Here is a 22180-nt window from a genome sequence, read left to right as displayed (position 1 = left end):
TGACAGTCAGCCATGGGGCGGGTCTTGGATTATTCAGTTGCCTGAATATCAGCGACCATCTGCTGAAGCTTGGGTGAGGTCACGTATTTTTGGTAGACGGGAACCATCGCTTCGATGAAGGGCGTCTTGTCGATATCGGTGATGATCTCGACACCCGCGTCACGCACGCGCTGCTCGGACACTTTTTCGCGCTCCTGCCACAGGTCACGCATCACCGGAACGGAATCGCGTGCCGCCTGACGGACGATGTCCTGCTCTTCGGCGGACAGTTTGTCGAAGCTGGTTTTCGACATCACCAGCACTTCGGGCACGATCAGGTGCTGATTCAGTGTGTAATACTGGGCGACCTCGAAATGACCCGAGCTGTCATAAGACGGCCAGTTGTTCTCGGCACCGTCGATCACCCCCGTCTGGATCGAGGAATAGACCTCGCCGTAAGGCATCGGCGTGGCGTTGGCGCCAAGGGCAGAGACCATGTCGACAAAGATGTCCGACTGCATGACGCGGAACTTCATCCCGGCAAGGTCTTCGATAGACCGGATTGGCCGCTGGGAATTGTAGAAGCTGCGCGACCCACCGTCATAGAACGCGAGTCCAACAAGGTCGTGGTCGCTGAACGCATCGAGGATCTGCTGACCCACCGGGCCATCCATCACGCGGTGCATGTGGTCGGTCGACCGGAAGATGAACGGCAGCGACGGCACTTGGGTTTCTTCGATGATGTTGTTGAACGGCCCAAGCGAGACGCGGTTCATGTCGATCACGCCGAACTGGGTCTGTTCGATGGTGTCTTTCTCCTGCCCCAACTGGGCCGAGTGGAACACTTCGATGCAGAGCTTGCCGCCTGTGCGTTCTTCGAGCATTTCGCCCATCTTCTGCACCGCGACCACGGTCGGGTAGCCCTCGGGATGGGTGTCCGACGACCGAAGCGTCACTTCGCAGGCCGCAGCCGCCGAGACAAAGGCAACGCTTGCCAGCAAGGCCGCCCCGAGTGTTTTGACGTAATTCATGGTTTCCTCCCAGAAAATGGCTCTCAGAGCCGGTAAGCCTGCTTTGCAAGCCGGTATGCGAGGTCATGTGCGACCTCGAATGCTTCGTCCTCTGCCAGCCGCCCTGTGGCGATCAGATTGGCAAGGAACGCGCAATCAACCCGCCGCGCCACGTCGTGACGCGCGGGGATGGAACAGAAGGCGCGGGTGTCGTCGTTGAACCCGACCGTGTTGTAGAACCCGGCGGTTTCGGTCGCCATTTCGCGGAACCGCATCATGCCTTCGTAACTGTCATGGAACCACCACGGTGGCCCAAGTTTCAGCGCCGGGTAGACCCCGGCCAATGGTGCCAATTCGCGGGCATAGGATGTCTCGTCCAGCGTGAAGAGAATGATGGTCAGATCGGACCGTTCTCCCACCGCATTCAGCAGCGGGCGCAGGGCATGGACGTAATCGGTCCGCGTGGGGATGTCGTACCCCTTGTCACGGCCAAACCGCGCCATGATCGGATCGGAATGGTTGCGGGCAGACCCCGGATGGATTTGCAGAACAAGCCCATCATCAAGGCTCATCCGCGCCATTTCGGTCAGCATGTGGCCCCGAAACGCATCTGCCTCGTCTTCTGTGCACGCGCCGCGCAGCGCCTTGTCGAACAGCGATGCCGCCACATCCTGCGGCAGGTCTTCGGTGCGCGCAGTTGGATGGCCGTGATCCGAGGACGTCGCGCCGAATTCCTTGAAATACGCCCGGCGATTGCGATGGGCGGCCAGATACCCCTGCCATGTGGTGGCATCCTCGCCCGCCATCTCGCCTATCTTTTCGACATTGGCGGCGAAGCCTTGAAATTCAGGATCGACCACGGCGTCGGGGCGGTAGGCGGTAATCACCTTACCGCTCCAACCGCTGTCGCGGATCATCCGGTGCCATTTGAGATCGTCGATGGCGCTTTCGGTGGTCGAGATCGCCTCGATGTTGAACCGTTCGAACAAAGCACGGGGGCGAAACGCGTCCTGCTTCAGGCAGTCGTCGATCCGGTCATAGATCGAATCCGCGGTCTCGGGGGACAGACGTTCGGTGACACCGAACACCTCTTGCAGCGCGTGGTCAACCCAAAGGCGGGTCGGTGTGCCTCGGAACAAATGGTAGCCCGACGCGAACAGCCGCCAGATGGTGCGCGGGTCTTGTTCGGTCTCACCGCCATCGGCACGGGGAACACCCATCGCTTCCAGCGGGACACCCTGTGAATGCAACATGCGGAAGACGTAGTGATCCGGGGTCACGAAAAGGCGTGCCGGATCGGGGAACGCGGCGTTCTCGGCAAACCATTGCGGATCGGTATGGCCATGCGGGCTGATGATCGGCAGATCACGGACCGAGTCGTAAAGCGTTCGGGACAGCCCGCGCAAAACAGGGTCAGGCGAAAACAGCCGATTCTCATCCAATAGCGCCATGTTTCCTCCCGTTTTTCCCCAGCGGAGCATGGCTTTTGAAACCCGCTGATGACTAATATCCTAGTTTGGCAATTTTTACGCGTCAACTAATATCCTAGTTGCAAAGTCTAGGGGTGCCTGTGCTATGAAGACGGCAAGGCAATACGCATGAAGAGGGCGAGACACGTGACGACATCGGTCCAGAAAAAATCAGCCCCCCTGCCCCTGCCCCAACTGCGCCAGCAGGTTCAGCCGACGATTGCGGATCAGGTCTTCAAGGTCTTGCACGACCGCATCTTGTCGCTTGAACTGCCACCAGAGACCAAGATTTCCGAGGCCGAGGTCTCCGCAAAGATGGGCGTGTCGCGTCAACCCGTGCGCGAAGCGTTCCGCCGACTGGCCAACCTTGGCTTCCTGCAAATCCGCCCCCAAAGCGGCACCACCGTCAGCCTGATTTCCGAAGAGGCCGTGCTGCGCGCGCGTTTCATCCGGCTGGCGCTTGAGATGCACACCTGCCGCACCGCCTGCCATGTGATTTCCGATGAGGGGCTTCATGCGTTGTCCAATCTGATCGACCAGCAAAAAGAGGCCATCACCGAAAACAACCGATCGCGGTTCCACGCGTTGGACGACGCCTTTCACCGTGAGATCTGTGTCCAATCCGGAGTGGGCTATGTCTGGGACGTGATCAGCGAAAACAAGGGCCATATGGACCGCGTGCGGATGCTGACGCTTGACAGATCATCCCAGAACTATGCGCTGAACGAACACATCGCCATTCTGGACGCCTTGAGCGCCCGAAGCCCGGACGCGGCGGCGGATGCTATCGACAAGCATCTGTCGCGCATTCTGGTGCAGATCGACGAGATCAAGGCCGAGAACCACAATTGGTTTACGGATATCGCGCCGTGACCCGGATCGTCTGCATCGGGGAATGCATGGTCGAGATGGCCCCGCTGGACACCGTTGGCACCTACCGTATGGGGTTCGCGGGCGACACTCTCAATACCGCGTGGTATCTGGCCAAACTGTTGGGCGACCGCGCGCAGATCGGGTATTTCACCGCCGTGGGCACGGACAGCCTGTCCGACCAGATGCTGGACTTTCTTGGGTCGGCCAAAATCGAGACCACCTTCATCCTGCGCCGTGCAGAGCAGACAGTGGGTCTTTACATGATCCAGTTGCAGGACGGAGAGCGCAGCTTCAGCTATTGGCGCGGTCAAAGTGCGGCACGCACACTGGCGCAATCGGGTAAAGACATCGCCAAAGCCCTTGATGGTGCAGACATCGCCTATTTTTCGGGGATCACGCTTGCCATCCTGCCAGAGCAAGATCGCGACACGCTGCTGGAGCAATTGCAGGATTTCGGCTCTCATGGGGGACAGGTCGTGTTCGATCCAAACCTGAGGCCAAAGCTTTGGCACGACACGGCAACCATGACCTCGGCAATCACCAAGGCCGCACAATGCAGTCATGTCGTGTTGCCCTCGCACGAGGATGAAGCCACCTGGTTTGGCGACGCGACCCCAATGGATACCGCCAAGCGTTACACCGATCTTGGCGCAAGCATTGTCGTCGTGAAGAACGGTCCGGGCGAAATCATTCTTCACACGGAACGCGGAGCGCAGCACCTTGCCCCGACCCACGTGGTCAATGTTGTCGATACCACGGCTGCGGGGGATTCCTTCAATGCTGGCTTTCTGGCCGCGTGCTACACCGGGCTGTCGCCCGAGCACGCTGTGGACACCGCAGCACAGCTTGCCGCGCGGGTGGTCACACATCGCGGCGCCTTGGTGCCTGAGGCCATCAAGGCAAGCTGACAAGCCCCAGCACGCGGTGCGGCAGATCACAAGAACGCGCTTTACCTCACCCAAGAAGAAAAGCATTTTGCAGGGATGAAACAGCGGACTCCCAAAACCTTCATGGCACGGGTGCGGGCCATTTTGCCCGACCTTCACCCCACCGAACGCCGGCTTGCTGAGGCGGTGCTGGATTTTCCCGGCGACATGGCTGGGTATTCCGCCTCGGAGATCGCGGGATTGGCCGAAGTCTCGAATGCCACGGTTTCGCGGTTTGTGCGCAAACTGGGATATGCGTCTTATGACGAGGCGCGAAAGGCTGTTCGGGAAGAAGGGCGCACTGGCTCTGCCCTCTTGCGCTTTGGTACTGGGCAGAATGACACGATCAACACTGCCGGGCGACACCTCGACCAATCCCGCGCCAATCTCGACGCCACCTATGGCAGCCTCGCATCGGACGAGATCGACAGTCTTGCCCACGCCCTGCACAAGGCGCGGCGCGTGTGGCTGGCCGGGTTTCGCGCAGGCTACCCTTTGGCCAGCTACCTTGGCTGGCAAATCACGCAGGTCCTACCATCGGTTTCGGTTGTGCCGCGCCCGGGGGAAACGCTGGCCGAATCCGTGGCGACCCTGTCAGCCGACGACGTCGCCATCGTCCTTTTGCTCCGTCGCAACCCGAAGATCGCATGGAGCCTTGCGGAAACCGCAGTGGACTCAGGGGCACAGGTTGCCCTGATCGGGGATGTCCCTTCGATGGAAGCCCTACCTGCGCGCTGGCACATCACCTGCGCGACCACTTCGTCAGGGCCGCTTTTGAACCATGTCAGCGTGATGGCAGTCTGCAATCTTGTTGCAGCCCGCTGTCTTGAGGTGTCCGGGCCATCCGGACGCAAGCGTATGGGCGATATCGAAGACATGCACGAGCGGCTTGCCGAACTCTGATCGGCGCAGCCTGCGACTCATCAACGGCCAAAATCCACCCGCACCCCCCTGCCAACCGCCCATTTCTTGAGCAGGACAGATGAAAACCCACCGCGCCTCCAAGAAAATCTAATTTCTTATTTGGCCAACATAAGAAAAATTCCTTTCATATGAGCCAAGTTTCTTTCACGCCTTGAAATGGAGAATCGCATCATGACAAAACATCTGATCCTAGCTGCCACACTCGCCGCGCTGCCTGCCGTTGCCTCGGCACAGACTGTCCTTCAGATCAACTCTTCGCTGCCCGAAGGCTCGTTCGCGCATGTCTTCCTGCAGGAATACGAAACCCGTCTGGAAGCCGCCGCGCCGGGCGCGGTCGATGTGCAGATTTTCATGTCGAACACCTTGGGCAAGGAAGAAGACGTGCTTCAGGGTCTATCCCTTGGCACGCACCATGGGTCTTTGTCGGCTTCAGCAGTGTCGCAGATCAACACGCGCACCGCGATCTTCGATCTGCCCTACCTGTTCGAAGACCGCGCGGCAGTACAGACCTTTGCCTCCAGCCCCGCAGGCGAAATGCTTGCCGACGGGTTCGACGGCACCGGCATGGTTCTGGCCGCGATGTGGGACAACGGCTTCCGTCAGATCACCAACAAGGTGCGCCCGATCGTCGTGCCAGCTGACCTCGAGGGCCTGAAGATCCGGACACCGACCAACAAACAACGGGTCGAAATGTTCAACACGCTGGGGGCCAACGCCACGCCGCTGTCCTTTGGCGAGGTCTATTCAGCGCTTGATCAGGGTACAATCGACGGGCAGGAAAACCCCGCCAACGTTGTTGACACAGCCAAGCTCTTTGAAGTGCAGGGCTACATGTCGCTGTCGAACCATGTCTACCTTCCAACTTTCCTCGTCTTTGGTGAACCTTTCCTTGCCAGCCTCGACCCAGAGCTGAAGGACACCATCCTGAGCGTGGCGCAAGACGTTGCACCGTGGACCTTTGAATGGGGCGAGACGACCGACAGCGAGACCATCGCGGCACTGGCCGATAAGATGGAAATCAACGAGATCGACTTTGCCGCGTTCCAAGCCGCCGCAGCACCGCTCTACGAAAGCCCGACCTTTGTAGACGTGATCGGTGAAGACATGATCGCAGCCACCAAAGCTGCGCTTGGTATCGAGTGAGGCCAGCAGCGATGGACCGCCTGATGCAAATCACCGACACCCTCGACCGCTGGACGACAGCCGTGCTGGATGCGCTTGTGGTGGCCATGGCGGGCCTGCTTCTGATCCTGCTGAACTGGGCGGTCTTCGCCCGGTTCGTACTGAACGACAGCGTGTCTTGGGGCGAAGAGCTTCCGGCGCATATCTTGGCTGCGCTGACTTTCATCGGCGCAGCCTATCTGACACGGACCAATGAACACCTCGGGTTCGACGCGGTGTTGCGAGTCATGTCCCCCACGCTCAAGCGCATCGTCACCGGAATGAACCTGATCCTGATGGGCGGGTTCGGGGCGTTGCTGGCGTGGTATGGCGGCATTGCCGCACTCAGCTTTGGGTCGCGGACCCTGATTTCCGTTGAACTGCCGATGGTGCTGTTTCGTGGCACGATGGCCGTGGGCGGGATGCTGATCCTGATCTTCTGCGCCGTCCGGCTGGTCGGCATTGCAACCGGGCGCGTCTCGCCCGATGACCTTCTTCCCGAAAGCGACGCATGATGTTTCTTGACCCCGGTTGGATGATCCTCATTCTGCTAGTCGCGCTGCTGATCGCAGGACTGCCCATTGCCTTTGTGCTGGGCGTCACGGCGGCGACGATGATCCTGCTCGACCCGGCAGTGGTGCCGCAGATCATCGGCTTGATCCCGTTTGGCGGGGCAAACAATTACCTGCTCGTGGCCGCCTTGCTGTTCATGATCGCGGGCGAAATCATGAACCAAGGCAAGATCGCTGAAAAGCTGATCGCCTTTGCATCGTCACTTGTCGGGCACATCCGGGGTGGCCTCGCACATGTCAACATCCTGACATCGCTCTTCTTTTCCGAGATTTCGGGCACTGCCACTTCGGACGCCGCCGCAATCGGATCGGTGATGATCCCCCAGATGCGCAAGCGCGGCTATCCGGCGGCATTTGCCGCAGCCGTCACTTCGACCTCGGCCACGATGGCGATCATTGTGCCACCGTCGCTGAACCTGATCCTCTACGCCTATGTGGCCAACGCCTCGATCGCCGAGCTGTTCGCGGCAGGCATTCTGCCGGGGATCATGGTCTGTGCCCTTCTGATGGCGACAGCCTATTTCATCTCGGTCAAGCGCGGCTATCCGACCGAAGGGGAGTTCTCTCTCAAGCGGGTTGCCGAAACTGGCAAGGACGCGGCAATCCCGCTGACCCTTCCGATCCTGATCCTTGTCGGCATCCTTGGCGGTATCTTCACAGCGACAGAGGCCGGAGCCATCGCGGCCTTCTGGTCAATCGTCCTGGCCGCACTGGTCTACCGGACGGTCAAGCTGGGCACGTTGATCGACACGCTGCGTGTCGCTGGCAAGCGGTCGGCGATGCTGATGTTCATCGTGGCGACCTCAACCCTGCTGGGCTGGTATCTGACCAACCAGCGCATCCCGCAGGACATCGCACAGGCGATCCTCGGGATTTCAGACAATTACTGGGTGGTTTTGCTGGCGATCAACGTGTTCTTCCTGCTGGCGGGCACGATCATTCATGGCACACCGGCAATCCTGATGCTGGTGCCGATTTTCCTGCCGCTGGCCGATCAATTGGGCATCGACCGAGTGCATTTCGGTCTGATCCTAACGATCAATCTGGGCATCGGACAGCAGACGCCGCCGGTTGCATCTGTGGTTCTCATCACCTGCGCCATCGCCAAGATCTCGATTGCCAAGATCATCCCGTCGATGCTGGCCTTTATCGGGGCCATGCTGATCGCGCTGATCCTCGTCAACCTGTTCCCGGCGATTTCGCTCTGGTTGCCATCGGTGCTGGTCTGATGCGCTTGCTTGTCGTCAATCCGAACACATCGCGGGGCATCACCGACCGCATCGCACAAGCGGCGCAAAGTGCCGCGCAACCCGGAGATCGGGTGACGACCTTTTCGGCGGCGTTCGGCCCTGAACTGATTGTGACACCCGAGGATGGGGAAGAAGCCGCGCGCGGTGTGGTCGAGACCATTCGGAGCCAGCCTGAACTACCGGACGCAATTGTTCTGGCGTCGTTTGGTGACACTGGCGCAGAGGCTGTTCGCGCGCTTTGGCCGGATATCCCCGTGATCGGGATCGCCGAGGCCGCGTTCGAAACCGTGCGCGGGATCGGAGGGCCGTTCGCCATCGTGACCTTTGCGCCTGAAGTCGCGCCACCACTTCGGGACAAGGCCTTTGAGCATGGCGTCGGTGACCAGTTGATCGGGGTTGCGGCGCATCCCGAAGCCATTGAGGGCGATCCCGCTGACGTGGCCGACGCCCTGTTCAAGGAGCTGGTCGATCTGTGCCACGCCTGCGAACGTGATGGCGCAAATGCGATTGTCATGGGCGGTGGTCCTTTGGCCGGACTTGCTGCGCGGATTGCGCCGCTGTGCGATGTGCCGATCATCGACGGCACAGTCGAGGCGCTTCGCCACATCCGCCTGCGCATCACTGCCGCCACCCCGCTTTCAAAAACAGGCGGCGTGCTGCCGTGAGTGTGCGGGTCGTCACAGCCAGATGGGTCGTCACCGGCATCTCCGAAGATGGCGAGATCCAGATGATCGACGATGCCGCCATCGCGTTTGAAGACGGAGTGATCCGCGCCGTTGCGCCAAAAGCTGAGATCGTGGCCGCCTTTCCCGACGCGCGGGTTGAGGAGTATTCCCATCACCTGATCATGCCCGGCCTGATCAACGCGCATCACCATGTCGGGCTGACACCACTGCAACTGGGTGCCCCGGATTCCCCGCTTGAACTTTGGTTTGCAGCGCGGCTCGCCATTCGTAAGGTCGATCCCTATCTCGACACGCTTTATTCCGCATTCGAGATGATCTCGTCCGGTGTGACCACGGTGCAGCATATCCAAGGCTGGGCCGTGGGCGATCTGGATGCGGTGGTCGGATCGGCCAGCCGCGTGATCGAGGCCTATGACGACATCGGGATGCGGGTGTCCTACTGCTACGGCGTGCGCGAACAGAACCGATTTGTCTACGAAGACGATGCCGCTTTCTGTGACCGCCTGCCGCCAGAAATTGGCAAAGCAATGGCGGCGCATCTGCAACGGCTGACCATGCCGTTCGAGGATTTCCTGACGCTGTTCGACCGGTTGACCGAAACCAAAACTTCCCGCCGCGCGCGGGTGCAATTGGCCCCGGCCAACCTGCATTGGATGACCGATGACGGGCTGTTGGCGTTGCAGGAAAAATCCGTTGCCGCCAATGTGCCGATGCACATCCATCTGCTCGAAACAGCCTACCAGAAAGAATACGCCTACCGCCGCACCGGCACGACTGCCGTGCGGCATCTGGAAAAGCTGGGGATGTTGGGTCCGCATATGACCATCGGCCATGGCGTCTGGATGACCGAAGAAGACATCGAGATTTGCGCCGGGACCGGCACCTGTATCTGTCACAACTGCTCGTCCAATCTGCGGCTGCGGTCAGGCGCGTTGCCTCTGATGGAACTGGTCAATCGCGGCATGACCGTTGGCATGGGCATCGACGAAGCCGGGATCAACGATGACCGCGATATGTTGCAAGAGATGCGCATGGTTCTGAACCTGCACCGCACCCCCGGCATCGACCCGTCGGATGTGCCCTCGGCGGGTGACGTGCTGCGGATGGGAACCGAACACGGCGCGCGCACCACCGCGTTTGGAACTGAAATCGGTCAGTTGGAACCCGGCTGCCGGATGGATGCGGTTATCCTGGATTACGACAAGGCCACCTTCCCCTATCAGGATCCGGACATCGCGCCGATGGTCGCCCTGATCCACCGAGCGAAATCGAAAGACGTTGATACGGTGATCATCGAAGGTGAGGTGGTTTACCAAGACGGATGCTTCACGCGGGTGGATCGCGACGCCATTCTGGCTCGGATCGCCGAAGCGCTTGCGGCGCCACGTGACGCGGATGAACTGCACCGCCATGAATTACGCGAAGCCGTGTTTCCGACGGTTCGGGCGTTTTACGACGACTACCTTCAGAACACTGCAGACCGGACACCCTTTTACAAAGCGTCATCTCGCCGATAACTCCAGTTCGTCACCGATGTAACGGCGATTGACCTTCCGCCGCGTTAGCGGCATGACCGAACGCACTCTTGCTCAACCAAAAGTGTACCGGCGCGCCAATATGCAAACCCTTTCGGAAACCTCCAAGGCCGCGGCGGAACGTGTCGCCTCGATCCTGCGAGACCGGATCGTCAAAGGCGACCTTGCGCCTTTGGATCGTTTGGTGGAACGGCGCTTATCGGCAGAGTTGGACGTTTCAAGAACGCCAGTGCGCGAGGCGCTGAAGCTGCTGGAAGCGGATGGTTTGATCGAAATCACGCTGCATCGCGGCGCTTTGGTGTCGGTCTTTGGCCCCGATGAAGCGCTGCACCTGTTTGATGTGATCTCAAGTCTTGAAAGCCTCGCCGCCGAACGGCTTGCGGAAACCATCACACCCGACAGCCTTCAAAAGCTGGAAGACTTGCATGGCACCATGCTCGAACAGTTTCAGTCGGACCGGATCAGCAACTATTTCGATACCAACACGCTGATCCATGATTTCATCGTGACAAGCTGCGGAAACCCCATTGTGATCGCGACGCATAACCGTCTGATCGCCCGCGCGCGGCGTGGCCGTTATATGGCGATCATGAACCCCGAACGGTTAGAACAAGCCGTCGGCGAACATGAAACTCTGATGCAGGCTTTTCGGTCGCGCGATCCTTTGGCAGCCGCCAAAATATGGAAGACTCACCTGTTGCATACGGGTGAAACGCTGGCCGAGGTTTTGGTCCGCCAGGGCGACCGGAACCCGGGTTGATTCCACCCAGCACAATTATTCCCCCCACCCTGCTCATTCGCTCAAACATGAGGCAAAACCGAGATTTACCGCACGATTTCCCCTTAAAAATATGACTCCCCCAAAATGGCATGCCATTTTTATGTGGAACTGAAACATCCTGATGGGGGATTTGAAGATGACGAAAAGAACCATGGGCGACCTATCCCGCCGGTCTGTCCTGAAAGGCTCTGCCTATGCCGCGCTCGGGACGCTGGCAACACCAGCTCTGCTGCGGGCGCAAAGCTCTGAGCTTGTGATCGGATGCGCCGGATCGCACACCGCATGGATGGAAGAGATTGTCATCCCGCACATGAAGTCGACCATCGGTGCGGACATCCTGTTTGAGGGCACCAAATCGTCGGTGAACCTTGAAAAGATGTCATCGAACAAGGACGCGCCCTATCTGTCGGTGGTCCAGATGGACGACCCGGTGATGATCCAAGCGGTCGAGGCCGATTTGCTGACACCGATCACTGCCGATGCGGTTCCGAACATGACCGACCTGCGCCCGGACGCAGTGCACATGGATGGCATGTGGTGCAACTACGTGCAGCCTTGGGCAGGTGTTGCCTACAACACCGAATTCGCGCCGGATGGCGTGCCGTCTTGGACCACGCTTTGGTCGCCCGAGGCAAAGGGACAGCTGATTATCCCGTCGCTGCAAAACACCGAAGGCATGTGGACGCTGTTCGCCGCTGCCATGCTCGGCTCTGGCAAACCATTCTCTGAAGCGCAGTACGAAATCGACGCGGCCTTTGCCAAGCTGGAAGAGCTGAAACCGAACCTGCTGTCCGTCTACACAACGATGAGTCAGGCCTTCAACCTGCTTGAGCAGGGTGAAATCACCATGCTGGCAGGCAATTTCTCGTCCTATGCGTTGCCGCGCAAGAACGAGGGTGTACCAGTCGACCTTGCCGCGCCGTCCGAGGGGATTTTCGCAATGCCATCAGGTATTTGCCTTGTCAAAGGCGGGCCGAACCCTGAACTGGCGCAGGCCTATGTCAACGAGATGCTTGGCTCGGACATGCAGTCGGCAATTGCCGATTTTGCCTCCTCCGTCCCGGCCAACACGACTGTTACCGCCGGTGCGATCATCCCGGACGGGGTGCCGATCTATTCGCCCGACTGGGCCTTCGTCGCCGCCAACCGTCGAGACTGGATCGAACGGTTCGACAAGCTGATGGCCATCTGATCCATGCAGGGCTCCGCAGGGACGGAGCCGGACAAACGCGCCTATCTCGACGTTGTCGGTGTGGGCAAGGCGTTCAAGGGAACCACCGTGATGTCCGACATGGACTTCCGCGTGGCGAGAGGAGAACTCGTGTCTCTTCTCGGCCCGTCCGGCTGCGGCAAAACCACATTGCTCCGCATCATCGCAGGTCTGACCTCGGCCGATGCGGGCGACATCCTTCTGGACGGGCGCGCGATCACGCGGGTGCCGGCACATCGCCGGAATATCTCGGTGGTGTTCCAAAGCTATGCGCTGTTCCCGCACCTTACCGTGGCAGAAAACGTTGCTTTCGGCTTGCGGGCGCGCAGCGTTCCTAAAGGTGACATCGCCCCAAAAGTCAGCGAGGCGCTGCAATTGGTGCGGATGCGCGACTTTGCGGATCGTCCAGTGGCTGCTCTATCCGGTGGTCAGCAACAACGCGTGGCGGTCGCCCGCGCGCTGGTGGTCGATCCGGTGCTGTTGCTCTTGGATGAACCGTTTTCCGCGCTCGACCGCAAGCTGCGCGAAACCATGCAGGTCGAACTCAAGTCCCTGCTGCGCGACCGGGGAATGACAGCGATTTTTGTCACCCACGATCAGGAAGAAGCAATGGGTGTCTCCGATCGTATCGCAGTCATGAATTCGGGCCAGATCGAGCAATTCGCCACACCGTCTGAACTCTACGCCCGGCCACGTTCGTCCTTCGTGATGGACTTTGTCGGCCTGTCGACGCGCATGCGCGGACGGGTCAGCAAGACCGATGGCCCGGTGATGCAAATCGACACTGCAAACGGCATGGTTCTGGCCCAAGGGGATTACGGAGTCGGCACCGAGGTGACCGTCGGCGTCCGCCCGGAACTGATCACGCCCGTTGCCGGAGAAAACACAATCAAGGTTACGCTGGCTGATGCGATGGTGTTGGGGGCAAAGACCCAATTGCACGGCGCAAGCCACCCCGAGGATCGCCTTCTGTGCGAAGTGCCGGGCATCCAGACCAACCTGACCCGCGGACAGGACGTGACCTTTGGCTGGTCGGTCAAAGACACTCTGGTCTACGAGGCGCCACGCTGATGCGGCGGCTGGAACATATCGGGCTGCTGGCCCTGCCGGGGCTCACCTTTCTTGCGGTGATCTTTGCCCTGCCGCTGTTCATGCTGCTGCTCAAGTCGTTTCAGATTGACGGTCAGTTCTCGCTTGAGGAATACCGCCTGTTCTTCACCGATGAGTACAACATGTCGGTGCTTTGGCGGACCTTGCGCGTCGCCGCTTTGACGACGATCGTAGCTTTGCTCATCGCCTACCCGACCGCGATCGCAATGTCGCGAGCCAACGGGATCTGGTTGTCGATCTTCCTTGTCGCGATGGTTCTGCCGATGTCGGTCGGCGTTGTGGTCAAGGCCTTTGCGTGGTCGATCATATTTCGCACGCGCGGGGTACTGAACGACATTTTGATGTCTCTGGGTATCGTCGACACGCCCATCCGCATGCTGTTCACGGAAACAGCGCTGATCATCGGCGCGGCCAACGTGTTCCTACCCTTCATGGTGCTGCCGATCTATGCGGTCCTGCGCCAGATGGACACGCGCCTGCCCGAGGCCGCGGCATCCCTTGGCGCGACACCCGTATTCCGGTTCTTCAACGTCACCTTGCCGCTCAGCCTGCCGGGTGTGGTAGCGGGATGCGCCTTTGTCTTTTCGCTCGCCGTGTCGATGTACGTCATTCCATCGCTGATCGTGGGCGAACGGCAGCAAACGCTGTCGATGCTGACCGCGCGGTCCTTCCTCTACCTTCGCAACGAAGCACTCGGCGCCACGATCTCTTCCATCCTGCTGATCATCGCGATCTCGGTCGTGCTGGGGTCAAGTTGGCTCGCCAACCGTCTGGGGGCACGATCATGACCGGGACGGACCGCCTGTTTCTTGCGATCAGCTGGGCCATCGGGCTGTGCTGCGTGGTGTTCCTGATGCTGCCCATCGTGATCACGGTGGCCGCGTCGTTCACGTCGTCTTCGGTCTACACGCTGCCTCCACCCGAATGGTCGCTGCGCTGGTATCGGTCACTGCAGGAACGATCCGGCTTGTGGGAGGCGGTGACCCTATCGCTCAACCTAGCAGTGGTCTCGACGGCGATTTCTTTGGTGCTGGGCACACTTGCCGCCGTTGCGGTCGCACGGGGCCGGTTTCGGGGACGCGAGGCAATCGCCACATTTACGGTGTCCCCGCTCATGATGCCGGGGTTGGTCGTCGGCGTGGCGCTTTTGCAGTTCTTCCGCGAGATCGGTTTGCGCGATGCTTATTGGTCGCTGCTGCTGGGTCATATCGTGATCACCCTGCCCTTTGTGATGCGCACGCTTCTGGCGTCGATGTCGGCCTTCGATTTCTCACTTGTGGATGCGGCGCGGACCCTTGGGTTGTCTTACCCCAAAGCCATTCTCAAGGTGCTGGTGCCCAATCTGGCCCCCGCCTATCTGACTGGCGGCCTGTTCGCGTTTCTGGCGTCGATGGACAACTACCCGATCTCGATCTTCCTGACGGACGCCCGCAACAAGACCCTGCCAATCAAGATGCTGCAGTATCTTGAGGAACAGCCCGACCCGTCCTTGGCAGCCATGTCGTCTGGCCTGATCCTGATGGCGGTGATCGCCCTAGTGGTCGGCGCACGGACCGTGGGCCTCAACCGGATGATCCAGGGATGAGGCGTGATCTGAAGGGATATTTCGGCGCAGAACCCGCGCCCTGCTGGCCGGATGACGCGAGGCTAGCCGTGTCGTTCGTCGTCAATGTCGAAGAAGGCGCGGAACTGTCCATTGGTGACGGGGATGAACGTAACGAGTCGCGCTACGAATCCGTCGAAGAGGTCAAAGGCGCGCCGGACCCCTGCATGGAAAGCCACTTCGGCTACGGTCCGCGCCAAGGCTACAAGCGGATTGCTGACGCGTTCGACGCGTATGGCGTCAAGGCGACCTTCTCGACCTGCGGACGCGCTGCTGAACGCACGCCGTGGCTCATGCGCGATGCGGTTTCACGTGGGCACGAGGTGTCTTGCCACGGCTGGCGCTGGGAAACCCATGCCGGCTGGGATGTAGACAAGGAACGCGCTGTCATCGCCAAGACCCACGCTGCCCTGACCGAGATTGCTGGCGTCGCTCCGGTCGGCTGGCACACGCGCTCCGCCACGTCGCCCCACACGCGTGCGCTGCTGATTGAACATGGGGGCTTCACCTATGACAGCAACGCTTATGATGACGACATCCCCTATATGGAAGGGGCGCATGTCGTGCTGCCCTATGCGTTTGACACCAACGACATGCGCTTTTCCCCCGGCGGTGGCTTCGTGCAGGCGCGGGACTTCTCCGACTACGTGATCGCCGGGTTCGACCGGCTGTATGCCGAGGGCGCAACGGCTGCACGGATGATGTCCATCGGGCTGCACCTGCGCATCATTGGCCGCCCGGCCCGCATCGGCGGGTTGGAGACAGTTCTGGCCCATATCGCGGCCAAGCCCGGCGTCTGGATTGCGCCACGCCGCGACATTGCCCGCCACTGGGCCGCCCAGCATGGAGAGACGACATGACCGCGCTTGACCTGACCGCCCGCGATTTGGCCGCTGCTGTGCGCCGTGGGGATGTCACCCCGGCAGCCATTGCCGCGGAAACGCTGGCCCGCGCAGCAGAGCGCAATCCAGCGATCAACGCCATCTGCCACATGAACCCCGATTTCGAAGCCGAGGCTGACCGTGTGACGCAACGCCTTGCCGCTGGGGAAGACATGCCACTGGCCGGGGTGCCGGTGCTGATCAAGGACAATATCTGGGTCAAAGGCTTGCGGGTCTCGCAGGGATCACGGCTCTTTGCCGATCACATCGCCCCCGAAGACGCCGAAGCCGTGCGCCGGTTGCGCGCAGCAGGCGCGATGATCCTTGGCATTACGACCTGTTCTGAGTTCGGCTGCAAGGGTGCCACCAATTCGCCGCATCACGGCATAACCCGCAATCCCGTGGACCTGACACTTGGTCCGGGCGGATCGTCCGGCGGGTCGGTCGCGGCGGTGGCGGCTGGCATTGTGCCGCTTGCCCTTGGCACGGATGCAGGCGGGTCTAGCCGCCGTCCCCCGGCGCATACCGGCCTGTGCGGAATGAAGCCAACCTATGACCTGATCCCGTATGGTCCCAGCTTTCCCGAACCCGTCTGGGGCATATCCGTGATCTGCCCCATTGCCCGCGACATGGGGGATATCGCGCTGGCGATGGAGGTCATGGCGGGCGTTCGGGCCGAGGCACCAGCCACACTCCACATCGCCACAAGCCCCGATTTCGGCACGGGACAGGTGGTCGAACCGGATGTCGCCCAGAACTTTGCCGACGTGATCAAGGCGTTTGGCACAGCGGGCATCGCAATCCAGTCGGCAGAGATCGACTGGGGTGAACAAAAGGGACACGATATCCTGCCGCTGCAATTCGCGGGCCTTGCGCAGGCTTACGGCGATGTATGGCGCAAAACGCCCGAGGTTTTCGATCCGGTGATCGCCAAGCAGATCGAAACCGGACTGTCTCTGACAGGTGTCGATGTCGCAGCCGCGCATCAGGTCTCGCACCGGATGCGGGCGACCCTTCGCGCGGCGTTGGACCGCTACGGGATCATTGCGACCCCGACCACACCCTGCCCAGCCTGGACTGCAGAACTCTCTGCCCCCGAAACCATCGCAGGTCAGCCCGCTGGCCCCCGCGACCATGCTGCCTTCACTCCGCAAGTGAACCACGCGGGCGTACCTGCCCTGTCCCTGCCCTGCGGCAAGGATCACCAAGGGTTGCCCTTGGGTCTGCAATTGATTGCCCCCGCAGGTCAGGACGGCGCGCTGATCGGCGCGGCACAGATGCTGGAACCTCTCTTGAAGGAACTCAACTGATGCGTCTGTTGATGATCAACCCAAACATGACCGAAGCGATGACGGGGCCGATGGCACGGGTCGCCCAGGATCTTGCAGGGGATGCTGCCGAGATCGTGGCGCTGACCGCAGCACAGGGCTTTCCCTACATCTCGTCCCGTGCTGAAGCCCAGATCGCCGGGGCGCATGTGCTTGAGATGATTGCGGATCACCAAGACAGCGTTGACGCGGTCATCGTCGCAGCCTTTGGTGACCCCGGTCTGGTGGCCGCCCGCGAACTGTTCAACCTGCCCGTCGTGGGCATGGCCGAAGCGGCGATTATGACCGCCGCGATGCTGGGTGACCGTTTTTCGGTGGTGACGTTCTCGCCGCATATGGCGCGGTGGTATACCGATTGTGTCCGCCAGACAGGGTTAGAGGCGCGCTTTACCGGTGTCAGATGCCCCAAGGTTGCGCCTGACTCGGTCGACAATGTGGCAACCGCATTGCGGGGTGACCTGATTGACCTTGTCGGTCTGGCCACCTCAGCCGACGGCGCAGATGTGGTGATCCTTGGCGGCGCGCCGCTGGCCGGACTGGCCAAAGAGATGGCATCCGAGGTCGACGGGCTGCTGATCGACCCAATCGCCGCTGCTACGGCGCAGGCGATGAGCCTCGTGCGCCTTGCCCCGGCCTATGGTCAGCGCGTGGCAAGACCGGCGGCCAAGCCTTCTAAAGGACTGTCGCCCGCCCTTGCCAGCATCATCGCAGGAGAACGGGCATGACCCATGATCTGGTGATCAAAGGCGCGCGCGTGGTCTCTGCAAGCGGCACAACGCAATGCGAGATCGGCATCAAGGACGGTGTAATCGCCACGTTGGGCCATGACCTTGCCAGTGCCGAGGTGATCGACGCCACCGGTCTGATCGCCCTTCCCGGCGGGATCGATAGCCATGTTCATATCTCGCAACCGTCGGGTCCGGGGATCGAGATGGCGGATGATTTCACCACCGGCACCCGCGCAGCGGCTTGCGGTGGCAATACGACTGTCCTGCCCTTCTGCCTGCCAGAAGAGGGCCAGACCCTGCGCGAGGCCGTCGCCGCCTACCGCGCCAAGGCCGAGGGCAACTGCCTGACGGACGTAGCCTTTCACCTGATCGTCAAGGAAACTGATCCGGTCACCTTGGGGCAAGACCTGCCCGCATTGATCGAAGCGGGCTACACCAGTTTCAAGGTCTTTATGACCTATCAGGGGCTGGCCCTTTCGGACCGTCAAATCCTCGAAGTGATGTCAGTCGCCAAAGCCCATGGTGCCATGGTGATGGTTCATGCGGAAAACGAGGACGCCATCGAATTCCTGCGGGACCGCGCAGAACGCACCGGCGAAACGGCCCCCTATCACCATGCCACCACGCGCCCCGTACCAGTGGAACGCGAAGCCACCCATCGCGCCATTTCACTGGCCGAGATCGCGGGCGTGCCGCTGACCATCGTGCATGTCTCAAACGGAGAGGCGACCGAGGAAATCATGCGCGCCCGACAGCGTGGGTTGACGGTCTTTGCCGAAACATGCCCGCAATACATCACGCTGACCGCCGACGATCTGGACCGCGACGGGTTTGAAGGGGCAAAATATGTCTGCTCCCCGCCGCCCCGCACGCGGGATGAATGGGCCAATATCTGGCGCGGGATCGAAACCGGGGTGTTTGACCTTTTCTCCTCCGACCATTGCCCGTTCCGCTTTGTCGATACCGCAGGCAAGGATGCGCCCGGCGCGCGCCAAAGTTTTCGCAACATTCCCAACGGGATACCCGGCGTTGAAACCCGTCTGCCGATCTTGTTCTCGGAAGGCGTCGTAAAGGGCCGCATTTCGCTTGATCGCTTTGCGGCGCTGACGGCCACCAATCACGCGCGGCTTTACGGGCTGTTCCCGCGCAAGGGGGCGATCATGGTCGGCGCCGATGCTGATATCGCACTTTGGGATCCAACGCTGACGAAACCGATCCGCCAGAGCGACCTGCATCACGGCAGCGACTACACCCCTTGGGAAGGCTTCACAGTCACCGGCTGGCCCGTGCGCACCCTTTTGCGCGGCGTAACAACTATGCAAGACGGCGCGCCTGTCGCGGCGGCCATAGGCCAACACCTGACACGGGAGGCCCCTGATGTGCTGCGCTGAACCAAGCCAACGCCCTGCCGCACAAGGACTGCGACAATGACCAAAGAACTCGCCACAACCCGGCTTGGCATGCTGACACCGTCGTCCAACACGGTGTTAGAGCCGATCACCGCCGCAATGCTTCATCAACTTCCCGATGTCTCGGCACATTTCGCGCGCTTTCGGGTCGTCAAAATTTCGATGGAAGACGACGCACTCGGGCAATTCACCAACGAACCGATGCTCGCGGCGGCGGACCTGCTTGCAGATGCAAAGGTGCAGTCGATCTGCTGGAATGGCACCTCTTCGGGCTGGCTTGGGTTTGATACCGACCGAACGCTGATCGCAGAAATTGAGCAGCGCACCGGTGTTCCTGCCTGTTCGTCCGTGCTTGCTATGAACGAACTGTTCGAAAAATTGGGCGCGACCCGTATCGGTCTCGTCACGCCTTACCTGCCTGAAATTCAAAGCCGGATCGTCGCCAATTATGCAGCGAACGGGATCGAAGTCGTTGCAGAACGACATCTGAACGATCCCGGCAACTTCTCGTTCGCCACCTATAGCGAGGCGCAGATCCTGCAGCTGTGTCGCGAGGTTGCAGAGGCAAAACCGCAGGCCATCGCGATCTACTGCACGAACTTTCGGGGTGCCGGGGCAGCCGAGCTTATCGAATCCGAAACCGGCATTCCTGTGCTTGACAGCGTGTCCACCGCGCTTTGGAAATCCATGCTGGTGGCGGGCGATGATCCGGCCCGCATTCGCGGCTGGGGACGTATTTTCGATGTCTGAGCGCGATCTGATCGGATACGGCGCGCAGCCGCCCAAAGTGATCTGGCCGAACGGGGCACGCGTTGCCGTTGCTGTGGCCGTCAACTTTGAGGAAGGGGCCGAGCTTCAGGTGGGCGATGGCGACCCTGTGTCCGAACGCGTGGGCGAGATTGTCAGCGTCGTCAAAGAGGGCAGCCGCGATCAGGGGCAGGAACAGCTTTTCGCCTATGGCACGCGGGTCGGGTTGTGGCGGTTTCTGGACGCCCTGCGCAGGACCGAAACGCCTGCCACATTCCTGATGTGCGGCCGCGCGGTTGAACGCAGCCCCATGCTTGCCCGCGCCATCACTGACGCCGGACACGAGGCGGCAAACCACGGCTGGACATGGCGACCACATTCGGATTACGCCGATGCCGCAACGGAACGGCAGGACCTGCTTCGCGCGACCGACATCATCGAACAGGCAACCGGACAGCGCCCGCGCGGGTTCTTTTGCCGGGGATCGGAAAGCGCGTGGACGCGCAGCTTGCTGGCCGAAGCGGGCTATCTCTATACCTCAAACGCCTTTGATGACGATCTGCCTTACAGCGATCCAAGCGGCCTCATTGTTGTGCCGTACAACCTCGACACCAACGACATGAAATTCTTTCATCCCAATGGCTTCGTCCGCGCTGTTGAGATGGTGGATTATGTTCGCGATGCGGTTGAGCAGCTGCTGATCGAAGCCGAGCGCGGCAGGTCCTCCACACTCTCTATCGGATTTCACCTGCGCATCAGCGGCAGGCCCGCCCGGTTCCGGGCTGTGACCGAAATCCTCGAATATCTGGCCTCACTCGAAGACCAGATCTGGCGGGCGCAACGCATCGACATTGCCCGTCACTTTGCCGCGTTCTCCCCTGCGGCCAATACATCTCAGACCCGACAAGGAGACATGACATGAAGACGACGATCCTCGCCTCTGCACTGGCGCTGGCCACGGCGCTGCCTGCCATTGCCGAAACCGAAATCCGGGCCACTGGCCTTGTGTCGACGCACAAATTCCACACCGCGCTGGAACAGGAATTCTACGCCTCGCTGCCCGAAAAGACCGGCATTCCGCTGGCCATCAACTTCAACCCGCTGGACGTCATGGGCGTCGACATGCAGGACACGCTGCGCATGGTGCGCACCGGCGCGTTCGACATCGTGCAAAGCACCGTCGGCGCCGCTGCCCGCGATGATGCGTTTCTCGAAGGGATCGACCTGATCGGTGTGTCCACGGACATGGATCAGTTGGCTGACGTGATCGAGGCCTTCCGCCCCGAACTGGAAAAGCGCGTTGCCGAGAAATTCAACGCAAAGCCATTGGCCGTCTGGCCCTATGGCCCACAGGTGTTCTACTGCAACGCCGAAATTGCCTCGCTTGATGACTTCGAGGGCCTGAAGGTGCGTAGCTATACCGCGTCGATGTCCACACTGCTCGAAGCGCTGGGGGCAAGCCCGGTAACCATGAGTTTCAAGGAAGTCTACCCTGCCCTGCAACGCGGCGTGGTCGATTGCGCCATCACCTCGCCCACATCCGGCAACACCGGCAACTGGCCAGAAGTCACCACGCATTTCCTACCCTTGGGAATTTCGTGGTCGGTGAACGCGCATTTCATCAACCTCGACAAATGGAACAGCTTCTCGGACGAGGAAAAAGCCAAGCTGGAAACCGAATTTGCTTCCTTCGAGCAAGCGTTCTGGGATCTGGCCCGTGAAAACAATGGCTGGGCCACTGCCTGCAACACCGGCGGCGAAGGCTGCGAGAATTACACCCCTTTCAACATGGTTCTGGTCGAACCCAGCGCCGAGGATCAGGCCAAGGTGACCGCAGCCACCATGGAAAAGGTGCTGCCGGGATGGGCCGAAAGCTGTGATGCCGGGTTCGCGGATTGCTCCAAGATCTGGAACGCCACCGTTGGTGCCGCACGCGGCATCTCGCTGAACTGAGCAAAGACTGAACTGGGCACGCCATCGCGCGCCCAGTTCCGACAA

Annotated in this window: 22 protein-coding genes; 20 read left to right on the top strand and 2 right to left on the bottom strand. The window is 60.6% G+C overall.

What is annotated here, in order from left to right; translation table 11 throughout:
* Window positions 1-29 precede the first annotated feature (29 nt).
* Together MCRY_RS06010 and uxaC are read right to left on the bottom strand one after the other, a co-directional pair.
* Window positions 30-1010: a TRAP transporter substrate-binding protein gene (locus tag MCRY_RS06010; protein WP_085628585.1), complete on the bottom strand. Its 981-nt coding sequence runs from the start codon at window positions 1008-1010 to the stop codon at window positions 30-32.
* Window positions 1011-1033: 23 nt separating this feature from the next.
* A complete protein-coding gene (gene uxaC, locus MCRY_RS06005) occupies window positions 1034-2440 on the bottom strand; it encodes a glucuronate isomerase (protein WP_085628584.1) in 1407 nt (468 codons plus the stop codon).
* Window positions 2441-2605: 165 nt separating this feature from the next.
* Here uxaC and MCRY_RS06000 point away from each other — a divergent pair, with 165 nt between their 5' ends.
* The 20 genes from MCRY_RS06000 to MCRY_RS05905 all read left to right on the top strand — a co-directional run bounded on the left by MCRY_RS06000 (window position 2606) and on the right by MCRY_RS05905 (window position 22135).
* Window positions 2606-3331: a GntR family transcriptional regulator gene (locus tag MCRY_RS06000; protein ID WP_244897884.1), complete on the top strand. Its 726-nt coding sequence runs from the start codon at window positions 2606-2608 to the stop codon at window positions 3329-3331.
* Entirely contained in the window at window positions 3328-4239 is a 912-nt protein-coding gene (locus tag MCRY_RS05995) for a sugar kinase (RefSeq protein ID WP_085628582.1), read from the top strand. Before MCRY_RS06000 ends, MCRY_RS05995 begins: the two co-directional genes overlap by 4 nt.
* 75 nt (window positions 4240-4314) lie before the next feature.
* A complete protein-coding gene (locus MCRY_RS05990) occupies window positions 4315-5160 on the top strand; it encodes a MurR/RpiR family transcriptional regulator (protein WP_085628581.1) in 846 nt (281 codons plus the stop codon).
* Between the two features lie 192 nt (window positions 5161-5352).
* A complete protein-coding gene (locus MCRY_RS05985) occupies window positions 5353-6324 on the top strand; it encodes a TRAP transporter substrate-binding protein (protein ID WP_085628720.1) in 972 nt (323 codons plus the stop codon).
* A 23-nt stretch (window positions 6325-6347) separates the two neighbouring features.
* Window positions 6348-6857: a TRAP transporter small permease gene (locus MCRY_RS05980; protein WP_238939650.1), complete on the top strand. Its 510-nt coding sequence runs from the start codon at window positions 6348-6350 to the stop codon at window positions 6855-6857.
* Window positions 6854-8143, top strand: coding sequence for a TRAP transporter large permease (locus MCRY_RS05975; protein WP_238939651.1), 1290 nt, complete (start codon window positions 6854-6856; stop codon window positions 8141-8143). Before MCRY_RS05980 ends, MCRY_RS05975 begins: the two co-directional genes overlap by 4 nt.
* Window positions 8143-8829, top strand: coding sequence for an aspartate/glutamate racemase family protein (locus MCRY_RS05970; protein WP_085628578.1), 687 nt, complete (start codon window positions 8143-8145; stop codon window positions 8827-8829). Before MCRY_RS05975 ends, MCRY_RS05970 begins: the two co-directional genes overlap by 1 nt.
* Window positions 8826-10367 (top strand): amidohydrolase family protein, encoded by a 1542-nt coding sequence (locus MCRY_RS05965; RefSeq protein WP_085628577.1) that lies wholly within the window; start codon window positions 8826-8828, stop codon window positions 10365-10367. Before MCRY_RS05970 ends, MCRY_RS05965 begins: the two co-directional genes overlap by 4 nt.
* Before the next feature lie 100 nt (window positions 10368-10467).
* Complete coding sequence (locus MCRY_RS05960) at window positions 10468-11145, top strand: GntR family transcriptional regulator (protein ID WP_085628719.1); 678 nt, start codon at window positions 10468-10470, stop codon at window positions 11143-11145.
* Between the two features lie 157 nt (window positions 11146-11302).
* Window positions 11303-12358: an extracellular solute-binding protein gene (locus MCRY_RS05955; RefSeq protein WP_085628718.1), complete on the top strand. Its 1056-nt coding sequence runs from the start codon at window positions 11303-11305 to the stop codon at window positions 12356-12358.
* A 3-nt stretch (window positions 12359-12361) separates the two neighbouring features.
* Window positions 12362-13447: an ABC transporter ATP-binding protein gene (locus MCRY_RS05950; RefSeq protein WP_085628576.1), complete on the top strand. Its 1086-nt coding sequence runs from the start codon at window positions 12362-12364 to the stop codon at window positions 13445-13447.
* Window positions 13447-14274, top strand: a complete 828-nt coding sequence (locus MCRY_RS05945) for an ABC transporter permease (protein ID WP_085628575.1) — start codon at window positions 13447-13449, stop codon at window positions 14272-14274. Before MCRY_RS05950 ends, MCRY_RS05945 begins: the two co-directional genes overlap by 1 nt.
* Complete coding sequence (locus tag MCRY_RS05940) at window positions 14271-15071, top strand: ABC transporter permease (RefSeq protein WP_085628574.1); 801 nt, start codon at window positions 14271-14273, stop codon at window positions 15069-15071. Before MCRY_RS05945 ends, MCRY_RS05940 begins: the two co-directional genes overlap by 4 nt.
* A complete protein-coding gene (locus tag MCRY_RS05935; protein ID WP_085628573.1) occupies window positions 15068-15949 on the top strand; it encodes a polysaccharide deacetylase family protein in 882 nt (293 codons plus the stop codon). Before MCRY_RS05940 ends, MCRY_RS05935 begins: the two co-directional genes overlap by 4 nt.
* The gene (locus MCRY_RS05930; protein ID WP_085628572.1) at window positions 15946-17280 is read left to right on the top strand and encodes an amidase; all 1335 of its coding nucleotides are present in this window, start codon (window positions 15946-15948) and stop codon (window positions 17278-17280) included. The genes MCRY_RS05935 and MCRY_RS05930 overlap by 4 nt, the downstream gene beginning before the upstream one ends.
* Window positions 17280-18023 (top strand): aspartate/glutamate racemase family protein, encoded by a 744-nt coding sequence (locus MCRY_RS05925; protein WP_085628571.1) that lies wholly within the window; start codon window positions 17280-17282, stop codon window positions 18021-18023. The genes MCRY_RS05930 and MCRY_RS05925 overlap by 1 nt, the downstream gene beginning before the upstream one ends.
* The gene (hydA, locus tag MCRY_RS05920; protein ID WP_085628570.1) at window positions 18020-19417 is read left to right on the top strand and encodes a dihydropyrimidinase; all 1398 of its coding nucleotides are present in this window, start codon (window positions 18020-18022) and stop codon (window positions 19415-19417) included. Before MCRY_RS05925 ends, hydA begins: the two co-directional genes overlap by 4 nt.
* A gap of 36 nt (window positions 19418-19453) precedes the next feature.
* On the top strand, window positions 19454-20185 hold the full coding sequence (locus MCRY_RS05915) for a maleate cis-trans isomerase family protein (protein ID WP_085628569.1): 732 nt from the start codon (window positions 19454-19456) through the stop codon (window positions 20183-20185).
* The gene (locus tag MCRY_RS05910) at window positions 20178-21104 is read left to right on the top strand and encodes a polysaccharide deacetylase family protein (RefSeq protein WP_085628568.1); all 927 of its coding nucleotides are present in this window, start codon (window positions 20178-20180) and stop codon (window positions 21102-21104) included. Before MCRY_RS05915 ends, MCRY_RS05910 begins: the two co-directional genes overlap by 8 nt.
* Complete coding sequence (locus MCRY_RS05905; RefSeq protein WP_085628567.1) at window positions 21101-22135, top strand: TRAP transporter substrate-binding protein; 1035 nt, start codon at window positions 21101-21103, stop codon at window positions 22133-22135. Before MCRY_RS05910 ends, MCRY_RS05905 begins: the two co-directional genes overlap by 4 nt.
* The last annotated feature ends 45 nt before the right edge of the window (window positions 22136-22180 follow it).

Origin of the sequence: Marivita cryptomonadis (genome assembly GCF_002115725.1) — a bacterium.
Classification (GTDB): Bacteria; Pseudomonadota; Alphaproteobacteria; order Rhodobacterales; family Rhodobacteraceae; genus Marivita; species Marivita cryptomonadis.
The sequence above is the reverse complement of the archived record's forward strand: the minus strand, read 5'-3'. Positions and strand labels throughout refer to the sequence as shown.